General features: G+C 41.7%; 18 protein-coding genes. 16 read left to right on the forward strand and 2 right to left on the reverse strand.

Annotated elements, in window-relative coordinates; all coding sequences use genetic code 11:
- Positions 1–86 precede the first annotated feature (86 nt).
- The 8 genes from HMPREF0083_RS25230 (at position 87) to HMPREF0083_RS29585 (ending at position 11,632) form a co-directional block, all read left to right on the forward strand.
- Complete coding sequence (locus tag HMPREF0083_RS25230) at positions 87–851, forward strand: vWA domain-containing protein (protein WP_021624819.1); 765 nt, start codon at positions 87–89, stop codon at positions 849–851.
- A 17-nt stretch (positions 852–868) separates the two neighbouring features.
- A complete protein-coding gene (locus HMPREF0083_RS25235; protein WP_021624820.1) occupies positions 869–1,669 on the forward strand; it encodes a hypothetical protein in 801 nt (266 codons plus the stop codon).
- A gap of 19 nt (positions 1,670–1,688) precedes the next feature.
- Positions 1,689–2,054: a ubiquitin family protein gene (locus tag HMPREF0083_RS25240; protein ID WP_040305090.1), complete on the forward strand. Its 366-nt coding sequence runs from the start codon at positions 1,689–1,691 to the stop codon at positions 2,052–2,054.
- A gap of 12 nt (positions 2,055–2,066) precedes the next feature.
- Positions 2,067–6,038, forward strand: a complete 3,972-nt coding sequence (gene essC / locus HMPREF0083_RS25245) for a type VII secretion protein EssC (protein ID WP_021624822.1) — start codon at positions 2,067–2,069, stop codon at positions 6,036–6,038.
- A gap of 152 nt (positions 6,039–6,190) precedes the next feature.
- Complete coding sequence (locus HMPREF0083_RS25250) at positions 6,191–6,463, forward strand: WXG100 family type VII secretion target (protein WP_040305095.1); 273 nt, start codon at positions 6,191–6,193, stop codon at positions 6,461–6,463.
- A 93-nt stretch (positions 6,464–6,556) separates the two neighbouring features.
- Complete coding sequence (locus HMPREF0083_RS26795) at positions 6,557–9,214, forward strand: tetratricopeptide repeat protein (RefSeq protein ID WP_051354801.1); 2,658 nt, start codon at positions 6,557–6,559, stop codon at positions 9,212–9,214.
- A 16-nt stretch (positions 9,215–9,230) separates the two neighbouring features.
- Positions 9,231–11,279, forward strand: a complete 2,049-nt coding sequence (locus HMPREF0083_RS25260) for a hypothetical protein (protein WP_021624825.1) — start codon at positions 9,231–9,233, stop codon at positions 11,277–11,279.
- Positions 11,280–11,524: 245 nt separating this feature from the next.
- A complete protein-coding gene (locus HMPREF0083_RS29585) occupies positions 11,525–11,632 on the forward strand; it encodes a putative holin-like toxin (RefSeq protein ID WP_222860866.1) in 108 nt (35 codons plus the stop codon).
- A gap of 186 nt (positions 11,633–11,818) precedes the next feature.
- Here the strand turns inward: HMPREF0083_RS29585 and HMPREF0083_RS25265 are convergent, their stop codons facing one another.
- Positions 11,819–12,175 (reverse strand): hypothetical protein, encoded by a 357-nt coding sequence (locus tag HMPREF0083_RS25265; protein ID WP_040305103.1) that lies wholly within the window; start codon positions 12,173–12,175, stop codon positions 11,819–11,821.
- 318 nt (positions 12,176–12,493) lie between these two features.
- Here HMPREF0083_RS25265 and HMPREF0083_RS25270 point away from each other — a divergent pair, with 318 nt between their 5' ends.
- Positions 12,494–12,826, forward strand: a complete 333-nt coding sequence (locus HMPREF0083_RS25270; RefSeq protein ID WP_021624827.1) for a hypothetical protein — start codon at positions 12,494–12,496, stop codon at positions 12,824–12,826.
- 385 nt (positions 12,827–13,211) lie between these two features.
- On the opposite strand, the gene HMPREF0083_RS30295 is transcribed toward HMPREF0083_RS25270, so the two are convergent.
- Positions 13,212–13,424, reverse strand: a complete 213-nt coding sequence (locus HMPREF0083_RS30295) for a GNAT family N-acetyltransferase (protein ID WP_412675047.1) — start codon at positions 13,422–13,424, stop codon at positions 13,212–13,214.
- Between the two features lie 282 nt (positions 13,425–13,706).
- Here HMPREF0083_RS30295 and HMPREF0083_RS28560 point away from each other — a divergent pair, with 282 nt between their 5' ends.
- The 7 genes from HMPREF0083_RS28560 (at position 13,707) to HMPREF0083_RS25300 (ending at position 20,623) form a co-directional block, all read left to right on the forward strand.
- A complete protein-coding gene (locus HMPREF0083_RS28560) occupies positions 13,707–13,844 on the forward strand; it encodes a hypothetical protein (protein ID WP_155847254.1) in 138 nt (45 codons plus the stop codon).
- Positions 13,845–14,012: 168 nt separating this feature from the next.
- Positions 14,013–14,810, forward strand: a complete 798-nt coding sequence (locus HMPREF0083_RS25275; protein WP_021624830.1) for a M48 family metallopeptidase — start codon at positions 14,013–14,015, stop codon at positions 14,808–14,810.
- A gap of 400 nt (positions 14,811–15,210) precedes the next feature.
- Entirely contained in the window at positions 15,211–16,164 is a 954-nt protein-coding gene (locus HMPREF0083_RS25280; RefSeq protein ID WP_040305097.1) for an ABC transporter permease, read from the forward strand.
- Positions 16,154–17,104 (forward strand): iron chelate uptake ABC transporter family permease subunit, encoded by a 951-nt coding sequence (locus tag HMPREF0083_RS25285; protein ID WP_021624832.1) that lies wholly within the window; start codon positions 16,154–16,156, stop codon positions 17,102–17,104. Before HMPREF0083_RS25280 ends, HMPREF0083_RS25285 begins: the two co-directional genes overlap by 11 nt.
- Positions 17,098–17,856 carry an iron ABC transporter ATP-binding protein gene (locus HMPREF0083_RS25290; protein ID WP_021624833.1) on the forward strand — a complete coding sequence of 253 codons (759 nt, stop codon included), beginning with the start codon at positions 17,098–17,100 and terminating at the stop codon, positions 17,854–17,856. Before HMPREF0083_RS25285 ends, HMPREF0083_RS25290 begins: the two co-directional genes overlap by 7 nt.
- Before the next feature lie 87 nt (positions 17,857–17,943).
- On the forward strand, positions 17,944–18,897 hold the full coding sequence (locus HMPREF0083_RS25295) for a siderophore ABC transporter substrate-binding protein (protein ID WP_021624834.1): 954 nt from the start codon (positions 17,944–17,946) through the stop codon (positions 18,895–18,897).
- A 337-nt stretch (positions 18,898–19,234) separates the two neighbouring features.
- On the forward strand, positions 19,235–20,623 hold the full coding sequence (locus tag HMPREF0083_RS25300) for an L-cystine transporter (protein WP_040305106.1): 1,389 nt from the start codon (positions 19,235–19,237) through the stop codon (positions 20,621–20,623).
- Positions 20,624–20,734 lie beyond the last annotated feature (111 nt).

Genomic DNA, 20,734 nt, shown 5'->3' on the forward strand with positions numbered 1-20,734 from the left:
TCTTACCTCCCACCACAAACATGTGTCGATTTATTAAATCGGATGTATATAGTAATAGATTATTAGAGTAATAGGAGTCGCATATAATGGATTATCGTATTCAGGCAACACAGCAAACTCCGGCATATATTGTTTATCTGCTGGATATTAGTGCATCTATGAATCAATTCATGGATGCCGGAGGAGAGCAAAAAAGAAGGATTGATGTCGTTACCGCGGCATTGAATTCCGCGATTCGACAGATGGTTTTCCGTTCAACAAAGGGAAGCAGGTTAAGCCCCCGTTATAAACTATCGATTCTGGCATACAGCGACAATGTATTCGATGTGCTGGGAGGCATCAAGGGAATTGATGAGGTGGCACGTATGCGGCCGCTCGAAAATATACAGACCCAACGATTGACGAATACAGCGAAAGCATTCGAAGTTGCTGAGAAAATGCTGCAGCGGGAAAGGGAAAACCTTTGGAATTGTCCGGCACCGCTAATCTGTCATATGACGGACGGAGCTTTTACGGGAGAGGACCCGGAACCGGTCGTACGACGAATTATGGAAATGAAAATGCCAGATGGGAACGTATTGGTAGAGAATATCTTCATTTCAGATGAGATTCTCAAAACGCCTATCAAGAATTCTCGAAAGTGGCCGGGAATTATGCCGGATACGTATCTGGAAGATGAGTACGGCAACAAGCTGAAGAAGCTTTCCAGTCCGCTGCCGGAGAGTTATCGGGAGATGATGCTGGAAACAGGATATAAAATTGAACCAGGGGCGCTGATGATGCTTCCGGGCACAAATGCAGATCTTGTGTCATTAGGCTTTCAGATGTCAGCTGCAACGCCGGTCCGGTAAATTGAAGGAGGTGGAATATGTTTTCTTTTGCGAGCGATCAAAAAACAGAAATACCGATTACGAGCGTTTATCAGGAACGATTTACTTTTCGCTATGGTTATGCCCGGGCAGGTGAGACGCAACAGGCAGATGATATCGGACAGGATTATTTGGCATTTCATACAGAAGAGAAGTCGTTTCAGTTTGTGCTTTGTGATGGGGTAAGTTTGTCTTTTTGCGGGAATATAGCAGCACAGTTTCTGGCAACAAAACTGCTAGTGTGGCTGCGAAGTGTTTCGGTGGAAGGGGCCAGGGATGAGCATGCTATGGCGGCGGCCCTGGATGCGCATTTGACCCAGTGGGTAGATGAAGCGACAGAAATGGTGAATGCCTACCGTTTGCCGCGTGCCCTTTCCCCGTTATTGAGAGACGTACTGGAGGAGAAGCGGATAAACGGAAGTGAGGCTATGTTTGTTTGTGGCCGGGTAGATATTATAGATGATTGGTCGAAACAGGCCAACGTCTTTTTGGCGTGTTCCGGTGACTTGCGTGTTCGGTTATGGGAGGGCACGCAGGAGATTTTCTGCCTTTCCTATGATGAAGGGGATCAATACCAGCGCTGGTCCACAAAGAAAGGGTTGTTAAGCGGGAGCATAAAGACTGCAAGTTCTATTGGTATGGGCCAACCTTTTAATAGGATGCTTGTGTATTCAGATGGCTTTGCTGCAATTGACTCACTGCGTTCGATTCCGAAAACCGAACGGCTACAAAATCTGATGACCGAGAGTTTCTCTTCTCCGACAAGCGATGATATTTCCTTTCTGGATATTGCCTGGTAGAGGAGAAGGAGGGAATACGTTGGAAATAGTCATTGTTACTTTCATCCATAATCAACAGGAAAAAGATGTACGCCTGCCTTGTAAAATTGAAAGCGAAAAACTGGCTGCCGCTTTACATGAGTGGCTTGGCTATGAATACAATTGGGGAGATGGCGTGCATGAACTTGAATATTCGTTTGATCAAAAGAATTGGTTTCGGCTTGAGAAGCAGCGCTCTCTGGAGTATGCAGGGATTTGGGATGGCGCCTTTTTGCGTCTTAGTAAGGAGCCGACCTCCGATCTGCGTACCGAAGAGGAATACGAACGGGATAAACCGGATATGGAAGACCTGCCAACGGCGGATGAAGCGGAACAGCTTGATTATGTATGGAGAATTATCGAATAAAGAGAGGGAATCATGAGAAAATCACCATACTTTACACGATCTCCACGAGTAAAACTTGCACTTCCGACAGGTAAAATTATTGTACACCGTCCAAAGGCGGAGCCGATGGAGCCGAAGTTTTCATTCGAGACGATGATCATTCCGATTTTCCTGACGGTTGCTACCGTGGGGATTATGTATTATTTATCGAAGACATTATACAACAGTGCTATGTACGCTATTTTTATTATGGCTATGAGCATCCCTATGCTTGGATCTTATATTGCAACCATTGTGTTGTTCTTTCGCAGGAAGAAGAAGCACCGCGCTGAGGTTGCACAGATTCACGAAGAGTATTTGCAGCAACTGGAAGTGCATAGAAGAGAAATTGAGAGCATACGTAAACAGCAAACAAAATTCTTACGGGAGAAGGATCCGAATCCGGAAGATTGCATGCGCAGGATTCATGATCGGCATAGCTTCCTATGGGAGCGAGCCGTCTATTCGGAGGATTTTCTGCACGCAAGAATTGGGCTTGGAACAAGACCTTTTAAGATTACGGTTCAGCTTCCGATGCAGGATGGATATGATATTCACCCGCTAATCGCGGAAGCACAGAAGCTGGGTACTGATTATAGTGAAGTAACAAATGTGCCTGTATCCATTCCGCTGCGGGAAAAACGGGTGGTCGGGCTCGTAGGAGAAAGAGCGGATGTAGTCGAGCTGGCGCGTGTATTGGCATTACAGCTTGCTACCCATCATTCGCCTGAAGAAGTAAAAATCGTCTGTGCATACCCTGAGCAGGAAAGCGTAGACTGGAACTGGATGAGATGGTTGCCGCATATGTGGGATCAGGACAGGGAATTCCGCTACATAGCTGAGGGGAAACGCATGGCGCATGATTTGTTTGAGCGGATGTACAGTACATTGAATTTTCGTAAGCTACGAAAAAGTGCGGAGGATAAGAAAGAATATCATGTTCCGGAATTCGTGTTTTTCCTACCTCAGCTTTCCATGTTTGAGGATGATGCTCTTCTGCCGCTTCTTTTAAAGCAAGGTGATACAGTAGGAGCCTGTACGTTCCTTATGTCATCGAAGAAAGAAACCCTACCGATGGAATGCCAGCTTATTATTGAAGTGAAAGATGGAGTGGCGCGGTTATACGAAACGTTTTCTTCTGACGATAAGACCAATTCGTTTACCGGCAGGGAACAGGTTGCGCTTGATCGCTTTTCTTTGCAGGAAGCTAGGGAGATGGCGCGTTCCATCGCGCCGCTGCGTGTGAAGCAATCTACGGCAGGGGTTATTCCAAAGGTACTAACTTTCCTGGACATGTATCAAGTAAACCGGGTAGAGGAATTGGATGTTGCCGCCCGCTGGGAACAGAACCGGTATCCGCTCACTCTCCCTGTTCGGATCGGAGTACGGGAAGGCGGTAAAGCGGTTGAACTAAATATTCACGACAAAATTGAGCAGAACGGACATGGTCCACATGGCTTGATGGCCGGTACGACTGGTTCTGGAAAGAGTGAAGTGATTCAATCAATTATTTTGTCTTTGGCTGCCACGTATCATCCGCATGAAATGGCGTTTATGCTTATTGACTATAAGGGCGGCGGTATGTCTAACACATTTGAAGGGCTACCACATGTCATAGCTACGATTACGAATCTGGAGGATCCTAATCTTATTAATCGGGCCAAGGTTTCACTGCGTGCCGAGCTGGAGCGACGGCAGAAAATATTCAATATGGCCGGTAACATTCAGCATATTGATGAATATTTCCGTTCAGATTGGCGTTTCAGAGAGCCGCTGCCGCATCTTCTCATCGTCATAGATGAGTTTGCACAGTTGAAAAAAGACCAGCCTGAATTTATGGATGAGTTGATAAGTATTGCAGCGATTGGACGTACACTAGGTGTTCACCTGCTTTTGGCGACACAGAAACCGGCAGGGGTCGTAGACGAGAAGATATGGAGTAATTCACGCTTCCGTATTTGTCTGCGCGTGCAGGATGATGGTGATAGTCGGGAGATGATTCAGATTCCGAACGCTTCTACGATTAATGTTCCAGGTCGAGCCTATTTCCAGGTAGGAAACAATGAGGTGCTTGAGTATTTCCAGTCCGCCTGGAGCGGTGCCAGCTATCAGCCAGAGGAAGAAACACAGGCGGAACAAATAGAAATTGCAGAGATTATGCTGGATGGATCGACGAGAAGACAAAAGGTCATCAAAACCGAAGGAGACAGCCGACGTAAACAAATTCAAGTAATCATCGATTATATGAAGGAAGAGGCACAGAAGCGGAGCATCAAGCCGCTCCCGGGTCCATGGCTTGAACCGCTTCCCGAACGACTGCCCCTTTCCCGAATGGTGGATGTGCAGAGCTGGTCACGGAAAGGCTGGGAAGTGGAGAAGGATTGGCTACAGCCGAAGATTGGCATTATTGACGATGTGGAAAACCAGGCACAATATCCGTTGCGCATCGACCTGAACGAAGGACATTTTATTGCTTACGGAATGCCTGGTTCCGGAAAGACTACGTTAATTCAGTCAACAATGCTCTCTCTTTTCTTCGGTCATGCTCCTGCAGATTTATATGTGTATATTATCGATTTCAGCCGCCAGATGAAAGAATGGGCACGTTTTCCGCATGTGGGTGGTGTCGTGCATGAAGAAGAGACGGAAAAAATGCGTAGGCTCTTCCGTTTTCTGCTGAAAGAATTAGTATTGCGTAAAGAGCAATTCTCAAATGAAGGGGTCAGCTCTTTACGGAGCTATCGAAAAATTACCCAGCAACGAGTTCCGGCGCTTTTGCTTGTTATCGATGGATACCAGCGTTTTCGAACCCAATTCGTTGAAGAAAACGAGCAGCTTGAAGTGCTGCTGCGTGAAGGGGCCTCCTACGGCATTGTTGTACTTGTAACGGCAAATCAAACGAGCGACATGTACGATAGGTACCGGAATAACTTCGTTTCTGCTGTTTCCTTCGAGTTGGCGGATCAGACAGATTACTATTTCGCTGTGGGGCGTCCTTCCTTTGCTGTTTCGAGTCTTCCGGAAGGGCGTGGCTTCGTAAAAGGACATAACCCGCCGCATGCTTTTCAATGCATGCTTCCGCATGATGGAGCAGACGAGTGGGAGAAAACAGCATTTTTCCGTCACCTTGCTGACAGAATGGGAATGGAATGGCAAGGGGAGCCGGCGAAGAAAATTGCAATGCTGCCCAAAGAAATCAATTGGGAGCAGTTGCTGGATAGATTCCCGACAAAAGACTCAGGGGCTCTTCCTTATGGTATCGATACAGAAGACCTGTCGCTTCAGTCTATCCGCCTAGAAGATGCAGATCATGTGCTCGTAACAGGACGGGTAGAATCAGGAAAAACATCCCTTTTACAAACATTAATTCTATCAATAAACCGTCAATACAATCCGGAAGAAATAGATGTATTCCTGATAGAATTGGAAGCCAAGCGCACAGGTATCATGAATTTTTCCCATCTTCCCCATGTCAAAGGACATGCCACAGATCTTTCCGGGGCAAAGCAGGTACTTGAGCAAGCTGTGTCCATCATCGAGGAAGCACAGGCATCAACATATGGGAATGATTGGACAGACAGCGTGGAAGAGAACTCATACCGTCCGCTCGTTATCATCATTGATGATGCAGAGAATTTCATGCAACAGACGAATATGGATTTTGAGAGTAAGAGCTATCTTGAAAAACTAACAAAGGAAGCGCGAAAGAAGAACATTCACTTCCTTATGGCCGGTTCCCTTGCCAGCATGAATAGCTATATGCATGAACCATGGATGATGAATATCAAGAAGAAGTTTGTCGGGTTCCTGCTGGGCTCTACCTTAAGTACCGATTTGTATTTCTTTAATATGAGGCTTACGCATGCAGAAACGGATAAGGAATTACCAACTGGGGACGGATTTGTAATTAAAGGAAAACATATAAAGGTAAAAATCGCAAAACCTTACAAAAAGGCTAAATTATAGACAAAACTACCTGGTGGAAAAGTAAGACGATCTTCTTTCATTTATCGATATTGTAGTACATGAGAATGATAATAATTTCAGGACTGTAAAACATAGAAATGTTGTAATATATTGGTTTTGACATTAAAAAAAGGAAAGGAAGTGCACGTATAATGTCAATGCGAATTCTCGTTACACCGGAAGAGTTGGAAGGAATTGCCCAGCAATTTAAAAACGGATCGGATGCCAGCCGCCAGCAAACGGCTCAGCTCTATCAGGCTCTTCAATCTCTGGAAGGTAAATGGGATGGCGCAACAAAGAAGCGCTTCTTCGATCAGTTCGAACAATCCCGTCGTCATATGGAAGCATATGTTCAATTACTAGATTCTATCGATCAAGAGCTTCGTGCAATTGCTACACGTTTTCGCCAAGCAGATGCTCAATAAGCATATTTCAATCTCATATTTTTGCAAAAAGACTAGTCACAGCAGCTGGCTGGTCTTTTTATCATAGAAGCTTGAGAACAGGGGTCAATGAGCATGAACTTTCAACCGGAAGTTGGAGAAACGATTCGAATATTTGGAAGAAGATATACGTTTTCCAAACATCCTGCAGTAGAAGGGCTTGAGATGCCCTATGGACAGGAGGGAAGACAGGGAACGGTCTATCAGCTGGTTGACGGTCAGGCAAGCGCTCTTCATAAGCATGCCGCTTTAAAAGTATTCAGGGAACGCTTCAAAAGCAAGCGCCAGATTGAGCTGGCTGAAAGCTTTCAAAGGTATGCATCTACATATGGTCTTTCCGCCTGTTTGCGATCTGTAATCGAGCGGCAGCATCATGACAAGCTTGTTGAACGGTATAATGACCTGAATTACTCGATTCTCATGCCATGGATTGAAGGACCGACCTGGGCGGATATTCTTCTGGAGGAAAAAGTTCTAACCCGGGATGAATGCGTACGTATTGCATGTGCTTTTGCTCTCGTCATGAAGGAGTTGGAAGCCGTACATTTGGCGCACTGTGATCTATCGTCAAGCAACGTTCTTCTTCCTTATCTGGAAACCCAAAGGAGCGAGCGACCTTTTGCGGACGTTGAGCTTGTGGACGTGGAAGAGCTATATGCGCCGGACATTAAAGGACCGGAAATTCTGCCTGGCGGCTCTCCTGGATATGCTGCCGAATACATACAGGATGGTGTCTGGGCAGCAAGTGCCGACCGTTTCGCCGGTGCAGTTCTTTTGGCAGAGATGGCTACATGGCATAGTGAAGATGTACGGAAGAAAAAAGCGGATGATATGAGCTATTTTGCAGCAGAAGAAATGCAAAAGGAAACCGCCCGCTACCAGCAAATAAAAAAAGTGCTTCGTGATACGCTCGGAAAGACTGCCAGTATTCTCCTGGAACGGGTATGGAAAAGTCGAAGCTTAGAAGATTGCCCTTCCTTTGCTGAATGGTTCGATACGTTTCCCCCACATGTACAAGAAGCGGCTATTAGGAGGAAGCAGGAACTGTCCCGAAAAACGCAAGTGACAAACGAAGATTCAGCAATAGGCGTAGAGGGATTGCTGGAAATTGCCGCTGTGTTTGAAGGGCTTGGCAATAAGAATGCCGCACAGAGGGAATATCGCTTCATTGTTTCTCGCTTTCCTGAAAACAAAGCGGTAACAGAAGAAATTAACCTGTTGCTGTCAGCGGATGAAACGGATAATGAGCAGCCGCATGGAGCTTATTTACAGGAATATCTGGAAGCCGCCGCTCAGATGGAGAAGTTGGAAGAGTGGAACAAGGCTCTGCTTCTTTATGCGAGGAGTGCTACACTTCCTGCACTGGATTTCGCCACTAAAGAAGAATTGGAAATTATCGCCGAAGAAGTGAGAGAGAAAATCCGTGCTAAGCAGCGGGAAATGAGTACCGAAGCAGCTCTTCAGAAAATACTGAGAGAGAAACGTAAGGAAGCGGATGATATTACATATGTCCCCAATCCTGCTGGCAAAACAAAGAAGCTCCCTCTTGGCGAGAGAATGTGGCGTTTTATGGTTATTCACTGGAAGGTGCTACTATCGCTCGGAAGCTTTCTTGTAAGTGCTGGTCTGCTTGTGTGGTTGTATTACTTTACGGCTGAAAAAAACTGGGAAGGGCTTATTCGGAACGGAACGGAGGCGTTTGCCCAGCAGAATTATATTGAAGCGGAAGAATTCATCGGACAGGCGATTGAACAAAAGCCGACTGAAGATTTATATGCAAAATTGGCTACGATTTATATTAGTCGGGGCCGGTACGAGCAAGCTATCGGCTATTTAGAGAATTTATTTTTAGAGAAAAAGCTCTCTCAAACGAACCAGGAGGCACAGTATTTAATAGGTAGAGCGTATTTCCTGATGAATGATTTTTCAAATGCCATTGATCATCTAGAGAAGGCGAGGAAAGGTGAAAAAAGCGTATATGAACAGGATGCCATACGCGATCTCGTTATTTCCTACGCTCGTCTCAATCAATATGAAAAGGCCAATCAGCTTGTGCAGCGGCTCAATGCCAGCGATTCCCTCTCTAAAGCGTTTATTGCCAATCTGAAAGGGGAGCTATTCGGACTTCAGGGTAAGGATATGGAAGCAATTGAAGAATTCAAAAAAGCTGTGTCGTTGCAGGGGGACAACGAGCGCTACATTAAGAATCTAGTTGACCTTTATATTAAAAAAAATAAGACAAATCAAGTGGATGATGTTACTAAGGCGAAGACGTATGAAGAGGCGATTTCCTTGATTAATATTCTGCTTGAAAATGATTTTACGAATATTGATTATTTAAACCGGCTAGGGCAGGCGTATTATGATTATGGTTTATATTATGAAACGAAGGGAGATAAGAAATATATTAATCTTTTCCAACAATCGCTCATTTCTTACAACCAGATTATCGATTTGGGAATTCAAAGTGAAGATATCCTGCTCAATATAGGTATTTTATATGACAAGCTTAAACAAAAAGGAAAAGCTGAAGGCATATATAAACAGGTGCTGGAGAGTTATCCGAATAGCGGCCGGGCCTATTTCGTTTATGGTTTATTCAACTTGAAAGAGAAGCGGTATAAGGAAGCGTTTGACATGCTACAGAAAGTCGTCCAATTGAATCAAAATCCTTCGGAGACGGCTATTGCGAAAGAGCGTATAGAGGAAATGAAACGCAAAAAGTTGATATAAGTGAGGAGGAGTACAATTGGCGCCTGAAAATCAGCAGGAAAAAAACGGAGCAAAAGTTCGGCGAGCCATTTTGCCTGTTTCACTCGGTTTGCTGGTCGTTACCGGCGGTGTGGCTGCATATCAATGGAACCAAGGGAGCGTACCGACCAATAGCCGGCCAACTGAAAAAGCAGAGGCAAACGCAAAAAAGCCATCACCGTCTATCCGTCTTAATACAGACGACAATCAGGTGAAAAATACTACACGTATCCAGGCGAAAAAAGACGAAAGCAAGCAAAAGGACATCGGATTAAAGTGTAAATCAGAAAAAGCAATGGCAGAACCTAATCTCTTACAGGATAAAAAGAGCAATACGTTCGCATTCTCGCTCAAGGAACATGCACTAGGCGAAGTGTACGATGATGCTGTTGATTTGGTGGATGTAGCCGATATAGAGAAACCGATTGCTGATCTGGTTGTTGACCAAAGTGACATCGTGCTTCCTGAACCACCGTTGTGGCTTGGGGACTTTTCAGACCAGCCTATCCATACCGAAATGACTCGTATGGAAGAAAGAATCGGGCAGCCGGCGGATGGAGAGGAACGGAGTAGCGATAATGGGACGAGAAATCCATCAGGAGAACAGCCTGTATACCGGGAACCTTCCTACATCCCTAGTCCTTTATATGATATATTGTCTGGCTATGCTGCTACAGGTGATTCGTATAATGTCGTATATTACGGTAAGAATGTTAACGCTCATGATGGACGTTACGACGATATCATGAAACTATTTACCGATTCGGCAAATCAGTTGAAAACACAGGCTGATGCTGAGTCCATACTTTCCTATCAAGGACATGCCAACCTTCAGCTGCTCTTGTCTTTAACTATGGATCAACCGGATATTAAGACGCTTAGAGAAGAAACGGAAAAAAGCATTTTTAAACGATATGCAGAAGCGGAAGCCGATCTGTATGCCGCTCAATCGAAAGAAAAGGAAAGGGCAGAAGAAGCAAAGCATGTCGTATATGCAATCGGAAAATACAACGAACAAACGGATAAACCGTTGGATATGAGTAAGTATCACGGTGCTGACAAAATGCTCGTAAATCTGGCCAATAAAGATGTTAAGAGCGAAGGGGACACAACCGAGGCGCTGAATAAGTATCAGATTGCTTTTCAATATGCACCGGACGTAGCCCGGGAGTCTGGTGAGAAAGAAAAAGATGTATTAGAGAGCATGCTGACTTCGCAGAAAGAAGCAGAAAAAGAGGCAGAAGAAGAAAAAACAGAAGAAGTAGATGCTCTGGCATATGCGGTACATTTTGCCGAGAGTGATATAAGCAAGGCTGTTATTCTGGCTACCGAAGCAGTAGAGCGTGGGGATAGTACGCCGGAAGCGAAGGAGCAAGTACAAAAGCTTGCGGAAAAATTGCTTGCAGAGGCCGAAACATTCAAACCTGCGAAAGAAGAACAAGCATATGAAATTTTGAGCACAAGGCCAGTTATTGCTCAGGAAATTTCCCGCATAGCTACCGAGCGAAAAAAGGCGTTATTGTATGCACGCAAAGCAGAACAACTGCTTGATAGTGAAAAATATGCTGAAGCCCTTTATTATGCAAGTGAGTCAAACCGTCTGTATAGCAAGAAAGGCAGCGGTGGCAGTGTAGCCGGACAGGCTGCGAAGAAGCTGCTGGATCAGGCAAAAGCTGAAGAAATACATACACAATTGGCGATATACAGAAGCATTTCAAGCGCAAGCAGTGTGCCGAACGAGTATCGACAACAGGCGGAATTTCTTCAAAAAGCAATCGATGACTATGAAAAAGGCATGCGTGAGAATAATCTTGAGCAATCCGTTCGTTTGCTCACATCAGCCTGGCAGCATCCGAGATTGCAGAAGTTCGTGGAAGCTCCATTACGTGAAAAAAGTCAGGCCTTGCTCGAACAGGCCAAGGCGATTCGGAATGAAAAACCGCAGATAGCCGAACAATACCTCAATATGTTGCTACAAATATCCGGATTGGATAACGGTGTGAAGGAAAGTGCCAAAAGCATGCTACATGAAAATCACACCTATTGATTATCCATAAGGTGGAAGAAAGAAGGTGCACGCGTCGGCGCTCATTCAGCACAGTCGATCTGTCGTGCTCAAGCTGATGAAGGATTATTAGGCTACGGTAAGTAGGAAGTTACGTTTCTTTATGGGGCAAAGGAATAGAACGAGTATTCGTTTGTTGCTTATAAATATGCTATAATCTTCCTTGTACAAGTGGATATGGCTCTCTCAAGGGCAGGTCGGCTCGTCCCCGGAAAGGGGGTGAGGATGTGACAGTATATGAAGCGATTTCTCTGATGATTGGATGCGGCATGCTTGTTGCTACTATATTCATCGCAGTGTTTACTGCTATTGCTGTCATTAAGAAAGAAAAGTAGACCTCCCTTGAGCCGTGACAAGCGAAGGAGGTCTATTCCCTAAAGTAGCTTATGAGCCGTCCCCTTGGGGGAACGTCTACTGTACATACTGCTTGGTGTTGACGCACCAGGCGATCCTTTTTATTATGCAGAATCTTTATTGATATTATACCACTTTCTTTACAATTCGTCACGAATTTGAAGATACTACTTCTTTTTTACAGGCATCCACTTATGTCCGCAATTCATACAACCGTTTACAATTGCATTTCTTCCTACAAAACCCACTATAATTGCCACAGGGACAGAGAAGAACCATAATAAGAACATGATTTCTGGTATACCGGTAATCATATCAACATTTTTTATAGATGCCAGAAATTCCCCTATCATAAAAAAAACGACTGTTCCACCTAACATAATACCTAACCATAAAAACATTCTTAGAAAGCTATATCCTCGCTTATTCGCTACTACTTGAGTAGATTTACATTTTCGACAAACTACAGTATTGCTGTTATTCGATGTAGTTGTCTGTTGAATCTTCTGTCGCTGTTGTGGCATGGTCTTCATAAAATGTATTATTCTTTTATATCGTCCCCCTTTTTTGCAAGAGAAGTTACTTAACGAGTTAGAAGCCTCTCTCAAAAATCACCTGACAAAACTTTACACCTAATTTGTTTTTGTAATTAAAGAAAACTATATAGAAGTGGGTTAATGTTTTAATACTAATTCATATTCTTATGTTGCCGCTCTTCTTAAAAAGAGAGCGGTATTTCTGTTTTTAGAATTTTGTTATGTTTCTAAATAGAAATCTGTACCAATTTTAGGATTTAAGATACAATGGAACTATAGTCTTAGATAAAAAGGTGTGGTATTTAGGTGAATTGGTTCTATTGGTTGTCGTTAGGTTACTGGTTAGGAGGTCGAGAAGCACAACAGGGAAATTCCAATACAGGAGTAGGTTGTTTAGCTATTATTATTTTTGTTCTTGCCGTTGAATACTTGTTGCCAAAGTGGTTTACATTGATAATCGTACCAGGATTACTGTTTGAATTTAAGCCCATTCAAATTCTTCTTACTGCTGTGATGGCGACCGTTTGCCTATTCATATGTAGACGAATTAAGAGTGTGGCTGGTCGATATATCCTTTTTTTCGTTGGAATTAGTAACATTTTTTATGTGTTCTTATTGTTGTTTGATTCCAGATTTTAGTTGAAGTGCCGTGGTTTTTAATTTTAAAAATGGGATTTCTATAAATAGTGTTTATTTTTAACTCAATTTATCAGGGGAGGAAGATATGTATGGGGAAAAAATGCTGGTTTAAACTCGTTCAGGTGAAAAATTAATTGGGGAAATTGTAGAACCTACGGATAAATTTTATGCTGAAAAATTAGGTGTTTCAAAAATGGGGCCTTTCGGAAAAGATTCATTTGATGGTATTTGGTTTAAAAGAAAGTCACATATGTCCTTTATCGGTCATACAGATATTTTACCCTGAATTTCGAAAGTACGACTCTCTGAAAACGTGAAAAGGGCTCCAAATCTTTGGTAGATCTGAAGGGCTTTAATTTTATAAGCGGAAAATTAAATAACTTTATTATCTCCATATATTACGATAGTTGCGGCGTTTCTGTATTCTTTCTGCTATACAACATAAAAGCCCACCGCACTTTAATGCTTCAAGGGTAAGAAAAACACATCCAGATAACCTGGCAATTTCTTGGCAGATATCAAAGACTTCATCCATCAGTTCTTGCCCATAACCCTGTCCCCTATAACGAGCGTCGATCCCGATATAATGTAATTTTATCGCTGGAAAGAATCGCAAGTCTTGTGGCAGCTCCCATTTCTTTCCCTCCTTTTTTCTTCTTCAATTTACCTCACCTCCGTACATACTTAAAGGGAATACACCATCCGTTCTCTTTTTGCCGAGAAAACTTCTTCCTCAGGATGAAGCATAGGCGTGGGAGTAATAGGTAGATTTTTCCTTTGATTCTTTGTATAATAAGAATGTACGTTTGATAAAAAAGAGGGATCGGGTAGTAGGAGTAGTTCAATCAACATAAAGGCAAATTCAATGAATAAGGAGTGTATGATGATGGTTAGCCAAATTAGGAAGATTATAAATAAGCTTAAAGGTCAAAAAGTAGCCGATAGTGAAATTTTTTGTTCTCAAGAGGAAGAAATAGAGATATTAAATATGTTGGCTAAACAAAATATCTATCCATAAATGAAGCTGTAGTTAAAGATGTTGATAAAGTGTTTAATAACTGGAATAAAATCTATGATAAATTAGAATCTCATGCTCGTTTACCACTTGCTTCTAAGAGATAATAGCATAGTTTGACGAGCGTTTATAGGGGAGAAGTATTTATAATAATGAAAGGAAATTATGTGTATGCAGGAACGATTAATCCATCCTAATGAAAAAAATTATTTTATCATTGCATTAGTTATTAGTCTCCTTATTTATTTTTGGCTCGTTAGTACTATCATAGGCATATTTTATATTTTATTGCTTGCTTTTATTAGCTTTTGTCTTCATGGAATCTGGTTAGGGCGAATTCGAAGTAATGGAGTAAAGCTTACTACACAACAATTCCCTTCGGTATACAGCAAGGTTGAGTTATTATGTCAAAGAATGAATATTAATACGGTGCCAGATATCTTTGTTATCCAATCGGATGGTATGCTAAATGCCTTTGCTACACGGCTTTTAGGGAGGAATTTTGTGGTGCTTTATTCAGATATTTTTGAGTTAATAGATTCTGAGTCCGAAGAAGAATTAGAATTCATTATTGCACATGAGCTTGCCCATATTCAGCGAAGGCATGTTGCCAATCATTTATTGTTATTACCGGCTATGTGGCTTCCTTTTCTGGGAAAGGCGTATTCCCGTGCTTGTGAATATACGTGTGATCGTTTAGCCGCTTATTATACGGGCAATCTTGAAGCATCTATCAATGGGTTAACCTTATTGGCTATAGGAAAGGCCCTTTATAAGAAAGTAAATAGAGGGGAGTACATACTCCAAAGTAGAAATGAAAAAGGGTTCTTCATATGGTTCAGTCATATTCTTTCGACACATCCGCCGCTCCCGCTACGGATTCTTGAGCTGGAGAGGTTAGCTCAGTATCTAGCCTCATACAAAGACAGTTCCAAGGTGGATACAATAACAGTAGAAGCACAACAATAAGGATAATATTATGTCTGTTAATTATCCAGTTATACATACTATATAAGTTACACTTGATATTTTGACAGGATAACGTGGTTGGAAGGAGGAGGTATTACAAAATAAGCCTGTTCTACATGTAAGCTGATATTACCGATAGATAAGAAAATTAAAGAAGAAAGCTATTTAAAAGGACTGTGCGGGAAAGAAATGATACAGTCCTTTTTGCTTTGTTTCATTAATTTGAAAACTTGTATGAGAATGTGTAAATGTGGTATTTTGCACAATGCATGTTGACTGTTTGAAGGGGAGTGTTATAATACTAATTGCAGGCATAATTGATAGTGAATATCATTATTAACATTTTGTTCTCTTGATAACAATGTATACACATAAAATTTACCCGCAAAAAGGAAGAAACATGAAAAAGAGATATTTATTTATCGCATTAATTATTTTATCAATTGCCTCTGTTTTTGTTGGTGTAAAGGATATTACTCCTTTAGATATTTTCAATTTGAGTGAAGATCAAGCTGAAATTCTGCTAACGAGCAGAGTTCCGCGTCTTATTAGTATTATTGTTGCTGGAATTAGTCTCAGCATAAGCGGTTTAATTATGCAGCAGCTAACAAGAAATAAATTCGTATCCCCGACAACTGCGGGAACGATGGATTCGGCTAAATTGGGGATTTTGGTTTCCCTTATGGTATTTACATCTGCCAGTCCTTTGGAAAAAATGCTCGTGGCTTTTGTGTTTGCATTACTTGGAACATTCGTGTTTATGAAAATATTAGAGAAGATAAAATTTAAAGACACGATTTTTATACCGCTTGTCGGGCTAATGTTTGGCAATATTATCAATTCGATTACAACTTTTTTTGCATATAAATATGACCTGATTCAGAACATATCTGCCTGGCTGCAAGGGGATTTTTCTATGATTATCAAGGGTAGATATGAACTTATATTCATCAGTATACCGATTGTTATAATCGCGTATCTTTTTGCAAATAAATTTACCGTAGCAGGAATGGGAGAGGAATTCTCCATTAATCTAGGGCTTAACTATAAGCGTGTAGTGAATATAGGGCTGGTTATTGTAGCCATGGTATCGGCCGTAGTTATACTTACAGTCGGAGTAATACCATTCCTGGGACTTGTCGTTCCTAACATTGTCACTATTTATCAAGGGGATAATCTCAAAAAGAACCTGCCCCATACAGCTTTATTAGGTGCAGTATTCGTACTGTTTTGTGATATATTGGGACGCGTTATTATTTATCCGTATGAGATTCCCATTGGCCTTATGGTTGGGGCGATCGGGAGCGGCATCTTTGCTTACTTGTTAATGAGGAGAAGGGCACATGAAGCATAACGCTAAAATAGGGGCTCTTGCAGCTTTTTCCGTTTTACTAATCGCTATATTTTTATTTATAAAAGTCGGCAACAACTGGGATTATGTTCTGCCTCGGAGAGGTCTAAAAGTACTTGCCATTGTTATAACCGGCAGTGCTATCGCTTTCTCGACGGTAGTCTTCCAAACGATTACAAATAACAGAATTCTGACGCCCAGCATTATGGGACTGGATTCGCTTTATATGTTAATACAGACTTTCGTCATTTTTATATTTGGTTCTACAAATTTGACAGTAGCAAATAAAAACATCAACTTTGTGATATGTGTAGGGTTAATGGTGCTTTTCTCTGGCGTACTATATAAGGTTCTTTTTAAAAGAGAAGGACAAAATATTTACTTTCTGTTGTTGATGGGGCTGATACTTGGTACCTTGTTCCAAAGCTTATCAACGTTTATGCAGGTGCTCATTGATCCGAATGAGTTCCAGATTGTGCAGGATAAGATGTTTGCCAGCTTCAATAATGTCAATACAGACCTTTTATTGATTGCCATTATCGCTATACTGGGTATTGCCATTTACTTTTCAAGATTTATTAAATATCTCGATGTATTATCACTTGGAAGGGATCAGGCAATTAATCTAGGAGTTGATTATGACTATGTTGTAAAAAGGTTGTTAATCGTCATAGCGATATTTGTATCCATATCGACGGCCCTAGTCGGACCTATCACTTTTTTAGGTTTGCTTGTGGTGAATGTTGCGCATGAATTTTTAAAAACGTACCAGCACAAATATTTGATCTTCGGCTCTGTTTTTATAAGCATTATTGCCCTGGTTGGAGGTCAGTTGATTGTTGAGAGGGTCTTTACATTCTCCACGACCCTAAGCGTTATTATAAACTTCATTGGTGGAGTGTACTTTATCTATCTTCTATTAAGGGAGCGTAAATCATGGTAGAAGTAAGAGAGGTTTCTAAACAATACGGAAATAAAAGTGTGGTCGACAATGTCTCTGTGAAAATAGAAAAAGGAAAGATTACATCTTTTATCGGTCCGAATGGAGCCGGCAAAAGTACCCTGTTGTCCATGGTCAGCCGCCTTATCACAAAAGATACCGGCGAGATTTTGATTGATAATGAGGAAGTTGGCCAGTGTAAAAGCAACGATCTGGCAAAAAAGATATCCATACTAAAGCAGTCAAATCATATAAACATTCGGTTAACCATTAAGGAATTGGTTTGTTTCGGCAGGTTTCCTTATTCACAAGGGAACCTTTCGGAAGAAGATTGGAAGCATGTCAATGAAGCTATTACATACATGGAACTGGAAGATATACAGGATAAATATCTTGACCAGCTAAGCGGTGGTCAGAGGCAGCGTGCTTATATCGCCATGGTTATCGCTCAGAACACGGAATATATTCTTCTGGATGAGCCTTTGAACAACCTGGATATGAAGCACTCAGTCCAAATTATGAAGGTACTCAGAAGATTGGTGGATGAGCTTGGAAAGACAATTATTATTGTTATTCATGATATTAATTTTGCATCCTGTTATTCGGACTATATTGTAGCGCTCAAAGACGGGAAGGTTGTCAAAGAGGGCCCTACCGATGAGATTATTAACAGTTCCATACTAAAAGACATCTATGATATGGACATTAAGATAGAGAACATTAATGAGAATAAAATTTGTGTTTATTTCTCATAAGCAAATAACCATACTGGGTTCGGTTTATTTTAGTGGTTTGATAAACCATTAATATAAATAAAACAAAAAATTTCAGGGGTGACAGAAATGAAAAAGAAATTGTGGATGGTAGTAATGATTGCCATTCTAGCTATTGCCGCTGTTGCATGCAGTTCAAATAGCTCAAAAGATAGCGCAGGAGCGCCCAAAGCGGAGAAAGAAAGTGAAGAACTAACAATTAAGCATCAATTGGGTGAAACAAAAGTTAAGAAAAACCCGCAAAAGGTTGTTGTTTTTGACTTTGGTGCACTGGATACATTGGATAAATTAGGAGTAGAGGTAGCGGGAGTGCCGCAAAAAAACATTCCTCCATACCTCTCAAAATATAAAGATGCAAAATATCAAAATGTCGGTGGGTTAAAAGAGCCTGATTTCGAGAAAATTAATGAAATCAATCCAGATTTAATCATCATTTCAGGAAGACAGCAAGACTCATACCAGGAATTTACTAAAATTGCTCCAACGATTTTCATAGGAGTAGATACGAAGAAATATATGGAATCATTCACCGAGAATACAAAAACATTAGGGCGAATTTTTGGTAAGGAATCTCAGGCAGACCAAGAACTTGCAAAAGTGAATGAAGATATTAAAAAGCTGAATGAAAAAGCGACTGCAAGTGGCAAGAATGCGTTGATCATTTTAGCTAACGACGGCAAAGTGAGTGCATATGGGGCAGGTTCCAGATTCGGCATTATCCATGATGTTTTCGGTCTTACTCCTGTCGATAAGAATATTGAGACTAAAACACATGGACAAAGCATTTCTTTTGAATATATTGTTGATAAAGACCCGGATTATCTTTTTGTTATTGATAGAGGAGCCGCTGTCGGCGGTGAATCATCTGCAAAACAAGTAGTAGAAAATGAATTAGTAAAGAAAACAAAAGCGTTCAAAAATAACCATATCGTATATCTGGACCCGAACTATTGGTACCTGTCCGGGGGCGGACTGGTTTCAGTTGAAGAGATGGTTAAAGAAGTAGGAGCGGCTATTAAATAGAACTCAAGTAACCACCTGTGTTCGAATTATATTCGAGGCAGGTGGTTTTGTTTATATAAGGGTTTTTGCAAAAAAAGCCCCTCTCTGCCTTATCCAGAAAGGGGATCGAAAGGAGTCAGTAGTAAACACAGTTTTTATTATAAACAACTTAAAAAAAGAAAGGGTTAATAAAAGGTTACAAAATGATTCTATTGTTGGGTATTTTGTAAAATGCCTTTTTTATTTGAAAATAAACTTTTTATAATACCGACTTGACTTATTGGGATTGTTGTATTATAACTAATAAATCGAACATATAATGTAGAGAAGTGATTTCGGAATAAAGAGGGTGGTTATGTTGACAACAGCATTAACGATTGTAAATATCGTTCTTATGCTTCTGCTTATTATTGGCTTATATACAATGCAAAAGAAGCGGGCATCATTTTCTGCACGTGTTTTTACAGCATTAGGAGCAGGGGTTGCATTCGGTCTTATACTACAATTCATTTATGGGGCCAAATCAGATATCCTTGAAGCATCGATTGATTGGTTCAACATTGTTGGGCAGGGATATGTCAAACTGCTGCAAATGATCGTGATGCCACTGGTTTTCATCTCTATCTTGGGCGCTTTCACAAAAGTGAAGCTATCCGGTAATGTAGGCAAAATTAGTACGCTTATTATCGGAATATTAGTAGGTACGACAGCGGTAGCTGCAGCTATTGGTATTGCATCTGCTTTCACTTTTAACTTGGAAGCCGTACAAATTCAGCAAGGTCAAGCGGAGGCAGCACGCGCCCAGTTGCTTGAGCAGAAATTGGGCGATGTTCAGGATATGACATTGCCGCAAAAAATCGTGGAGCTGTTGCCGGCTAATCCATTTCTGGACTTTACAGGCGATCGTCCGACTTCAACTATTGCAGTTGTTATTTTTTCAGCGATTATCGGGATTGCTTTCCTTGGTGTGAAGCGAAAAAATCCGGAGCAGGCAGAGATGTTTGCTAAAATCGTCGATACATTCTATACAATTATTATGAGAGTAGTAACCTTAATTTTACGTCTTACTCCATATGGCGTACTTGCTTTGATGACTAAAGTTACTGCAACAAGCGATTATAATGCAATTATGAAGCTAGGAAAGTTTGTTGTGGCTTCGTATGCGGCGCTGATTGTAATGTTTATCATCCACCTGCTTCTCCTGGCATTGGCCGGATTAAATCCGATTACGTATGTGAAGAAGTCGTTTCCTGTTCTGACGTTTGCCTTTACATCACGTACTAGCGCAGGAGCGCTTCCGCTTAACATAAAAACGCAAACGAAGGAATTGGGCGTACCGGAAGGAATTGCGAACTTTGCGGGTTCGTTCGGTCTTTCCATCGGACAGAACGGGTGCGCAGGAATTTATCCGGCCATGCTTGCTGTAATGATTGCGCCGACGGCCGGAATTGACCCATTGACTCCTTCTTTTATTCTAATGCTAATCGCAGTAGTAGCTATCAGTTCGTTCGGTGTAGCAGGTGTGGGCGGAGGTGCCACATTTGCTGCATTAATCGTCCTGTCGACCATGAATCTTCCGGTTGCTCTTGCGGGATTGCTGATTTCAGTTGAACCGTTAATTGATATGGGACGTACCGCTTTGAATGTCAGCGGAAGTATGATGGCAGGTGTTCTAACGAGCAAGGTAACAAAGGAATTGGATACGGAAGTATTCGCTAGTACGAAACAACAACATATTGAAGTGTAAAATACTACAGGATAGGATAAGGCGTTTACATGTGAGTAAACGCCTTTTTAGTATTGAATGATGAATGGAGCAGGTTAATATACCACGCCTGTTGATTATCCATAAGGTGGA

The sequence above is a fragment of the Aneurinibacillus aneurinilyticus ATCC 12856 genome, from assembly GCF_000466385.1.
Lineage (GTDB): Bacteria > Bacillota > Bacilli > Aneurinibacillales > Aneurinibacillaceae > Aneurinibacillus > Aneurinibacillus aneurinilyticus.

Coding starts and splice junctions, on each gene's coding strand:
- HMPREF0083_RS25280 (WP_040305097.1), top strand. CDS start 15,211: ATGAAAAAGAGATATTTATTTATCGCATTAATTATTTTATCAATTGCC.
- HMPREF0083_RS25235 (WP_021624820.1), top strand. CDS start 869: ATGTTTTCTTTTGCGAGCGATCAAAAAACAGAAATACCGATTACGAGC.
- HMPREF0083_RS25275 (WP_021624830.1), top strand. CDS start 14,013: ATGCAGGAACGATTAATCCATCCTAATGAAAAAAATTATTTTATCATT.
- essC (WP_021624822.1), top strand. CDS start 2,067: ATGAGAAAATCACCATACTTTACACGATCTCCACGAGTAAAACTTGCA.
- HMPREF0083_RS25295 (WP_021624834.1), top strand. CDS start 17,944: ATGAAAAAGAAATTGTGGATGGTAGTAATGATTGCCATTCTAGCTATT.
- HMPREF0083_RS25250 (WP_040305095.1), top strand. CDS start 6,191: ATGTCAATGCGAATTCTCGTTACACCGGAAGAGTTGGAAGGAATTGCC.
- HMPREF0083_RS25290 (WP_021624833.1), top strand. CDS start 17,098: ATGGTAGAAGTAAGAGAGGTTTCTAAACAATACGGAAATAAAAGTGTG.
- HMPREF0083_RS28560 (WP_155847254.1), top strand. CDS start 13,707: ATGATGATGGTTAGCCAAATTAGGAAGATTATAAATAAGCTTAAAGGT.
- HMPREF0083_RS26795 (WP_051354801.1), top strand. CDS start 6,557: ATGAACTTTCAACCGGAAGTTGGAGAAACGATTCGAATATTTGGAAGA.
- HMPREF0083_RS25230 (WP_021624819.1), top strand. CDS start 87: ATGGATTATCGTATTCAGGCAACACAGCAAACTCCGGCATATATTGTT.
- HMPREF0083_RS25265 (WP_040305103.1), bottom strand. CDS start 12,175: ATGCCACAACAGCGACAGAAGATTCAACAGACAACTACATCGAATAAC.
- HMPREF0083_RS25285 (WP_021624832.1), top strand. CDS start 16,154: ATGAAGCATAACGCTAAAATAGGGGCTCTTGCAGCTTTTTCCGTTTTA.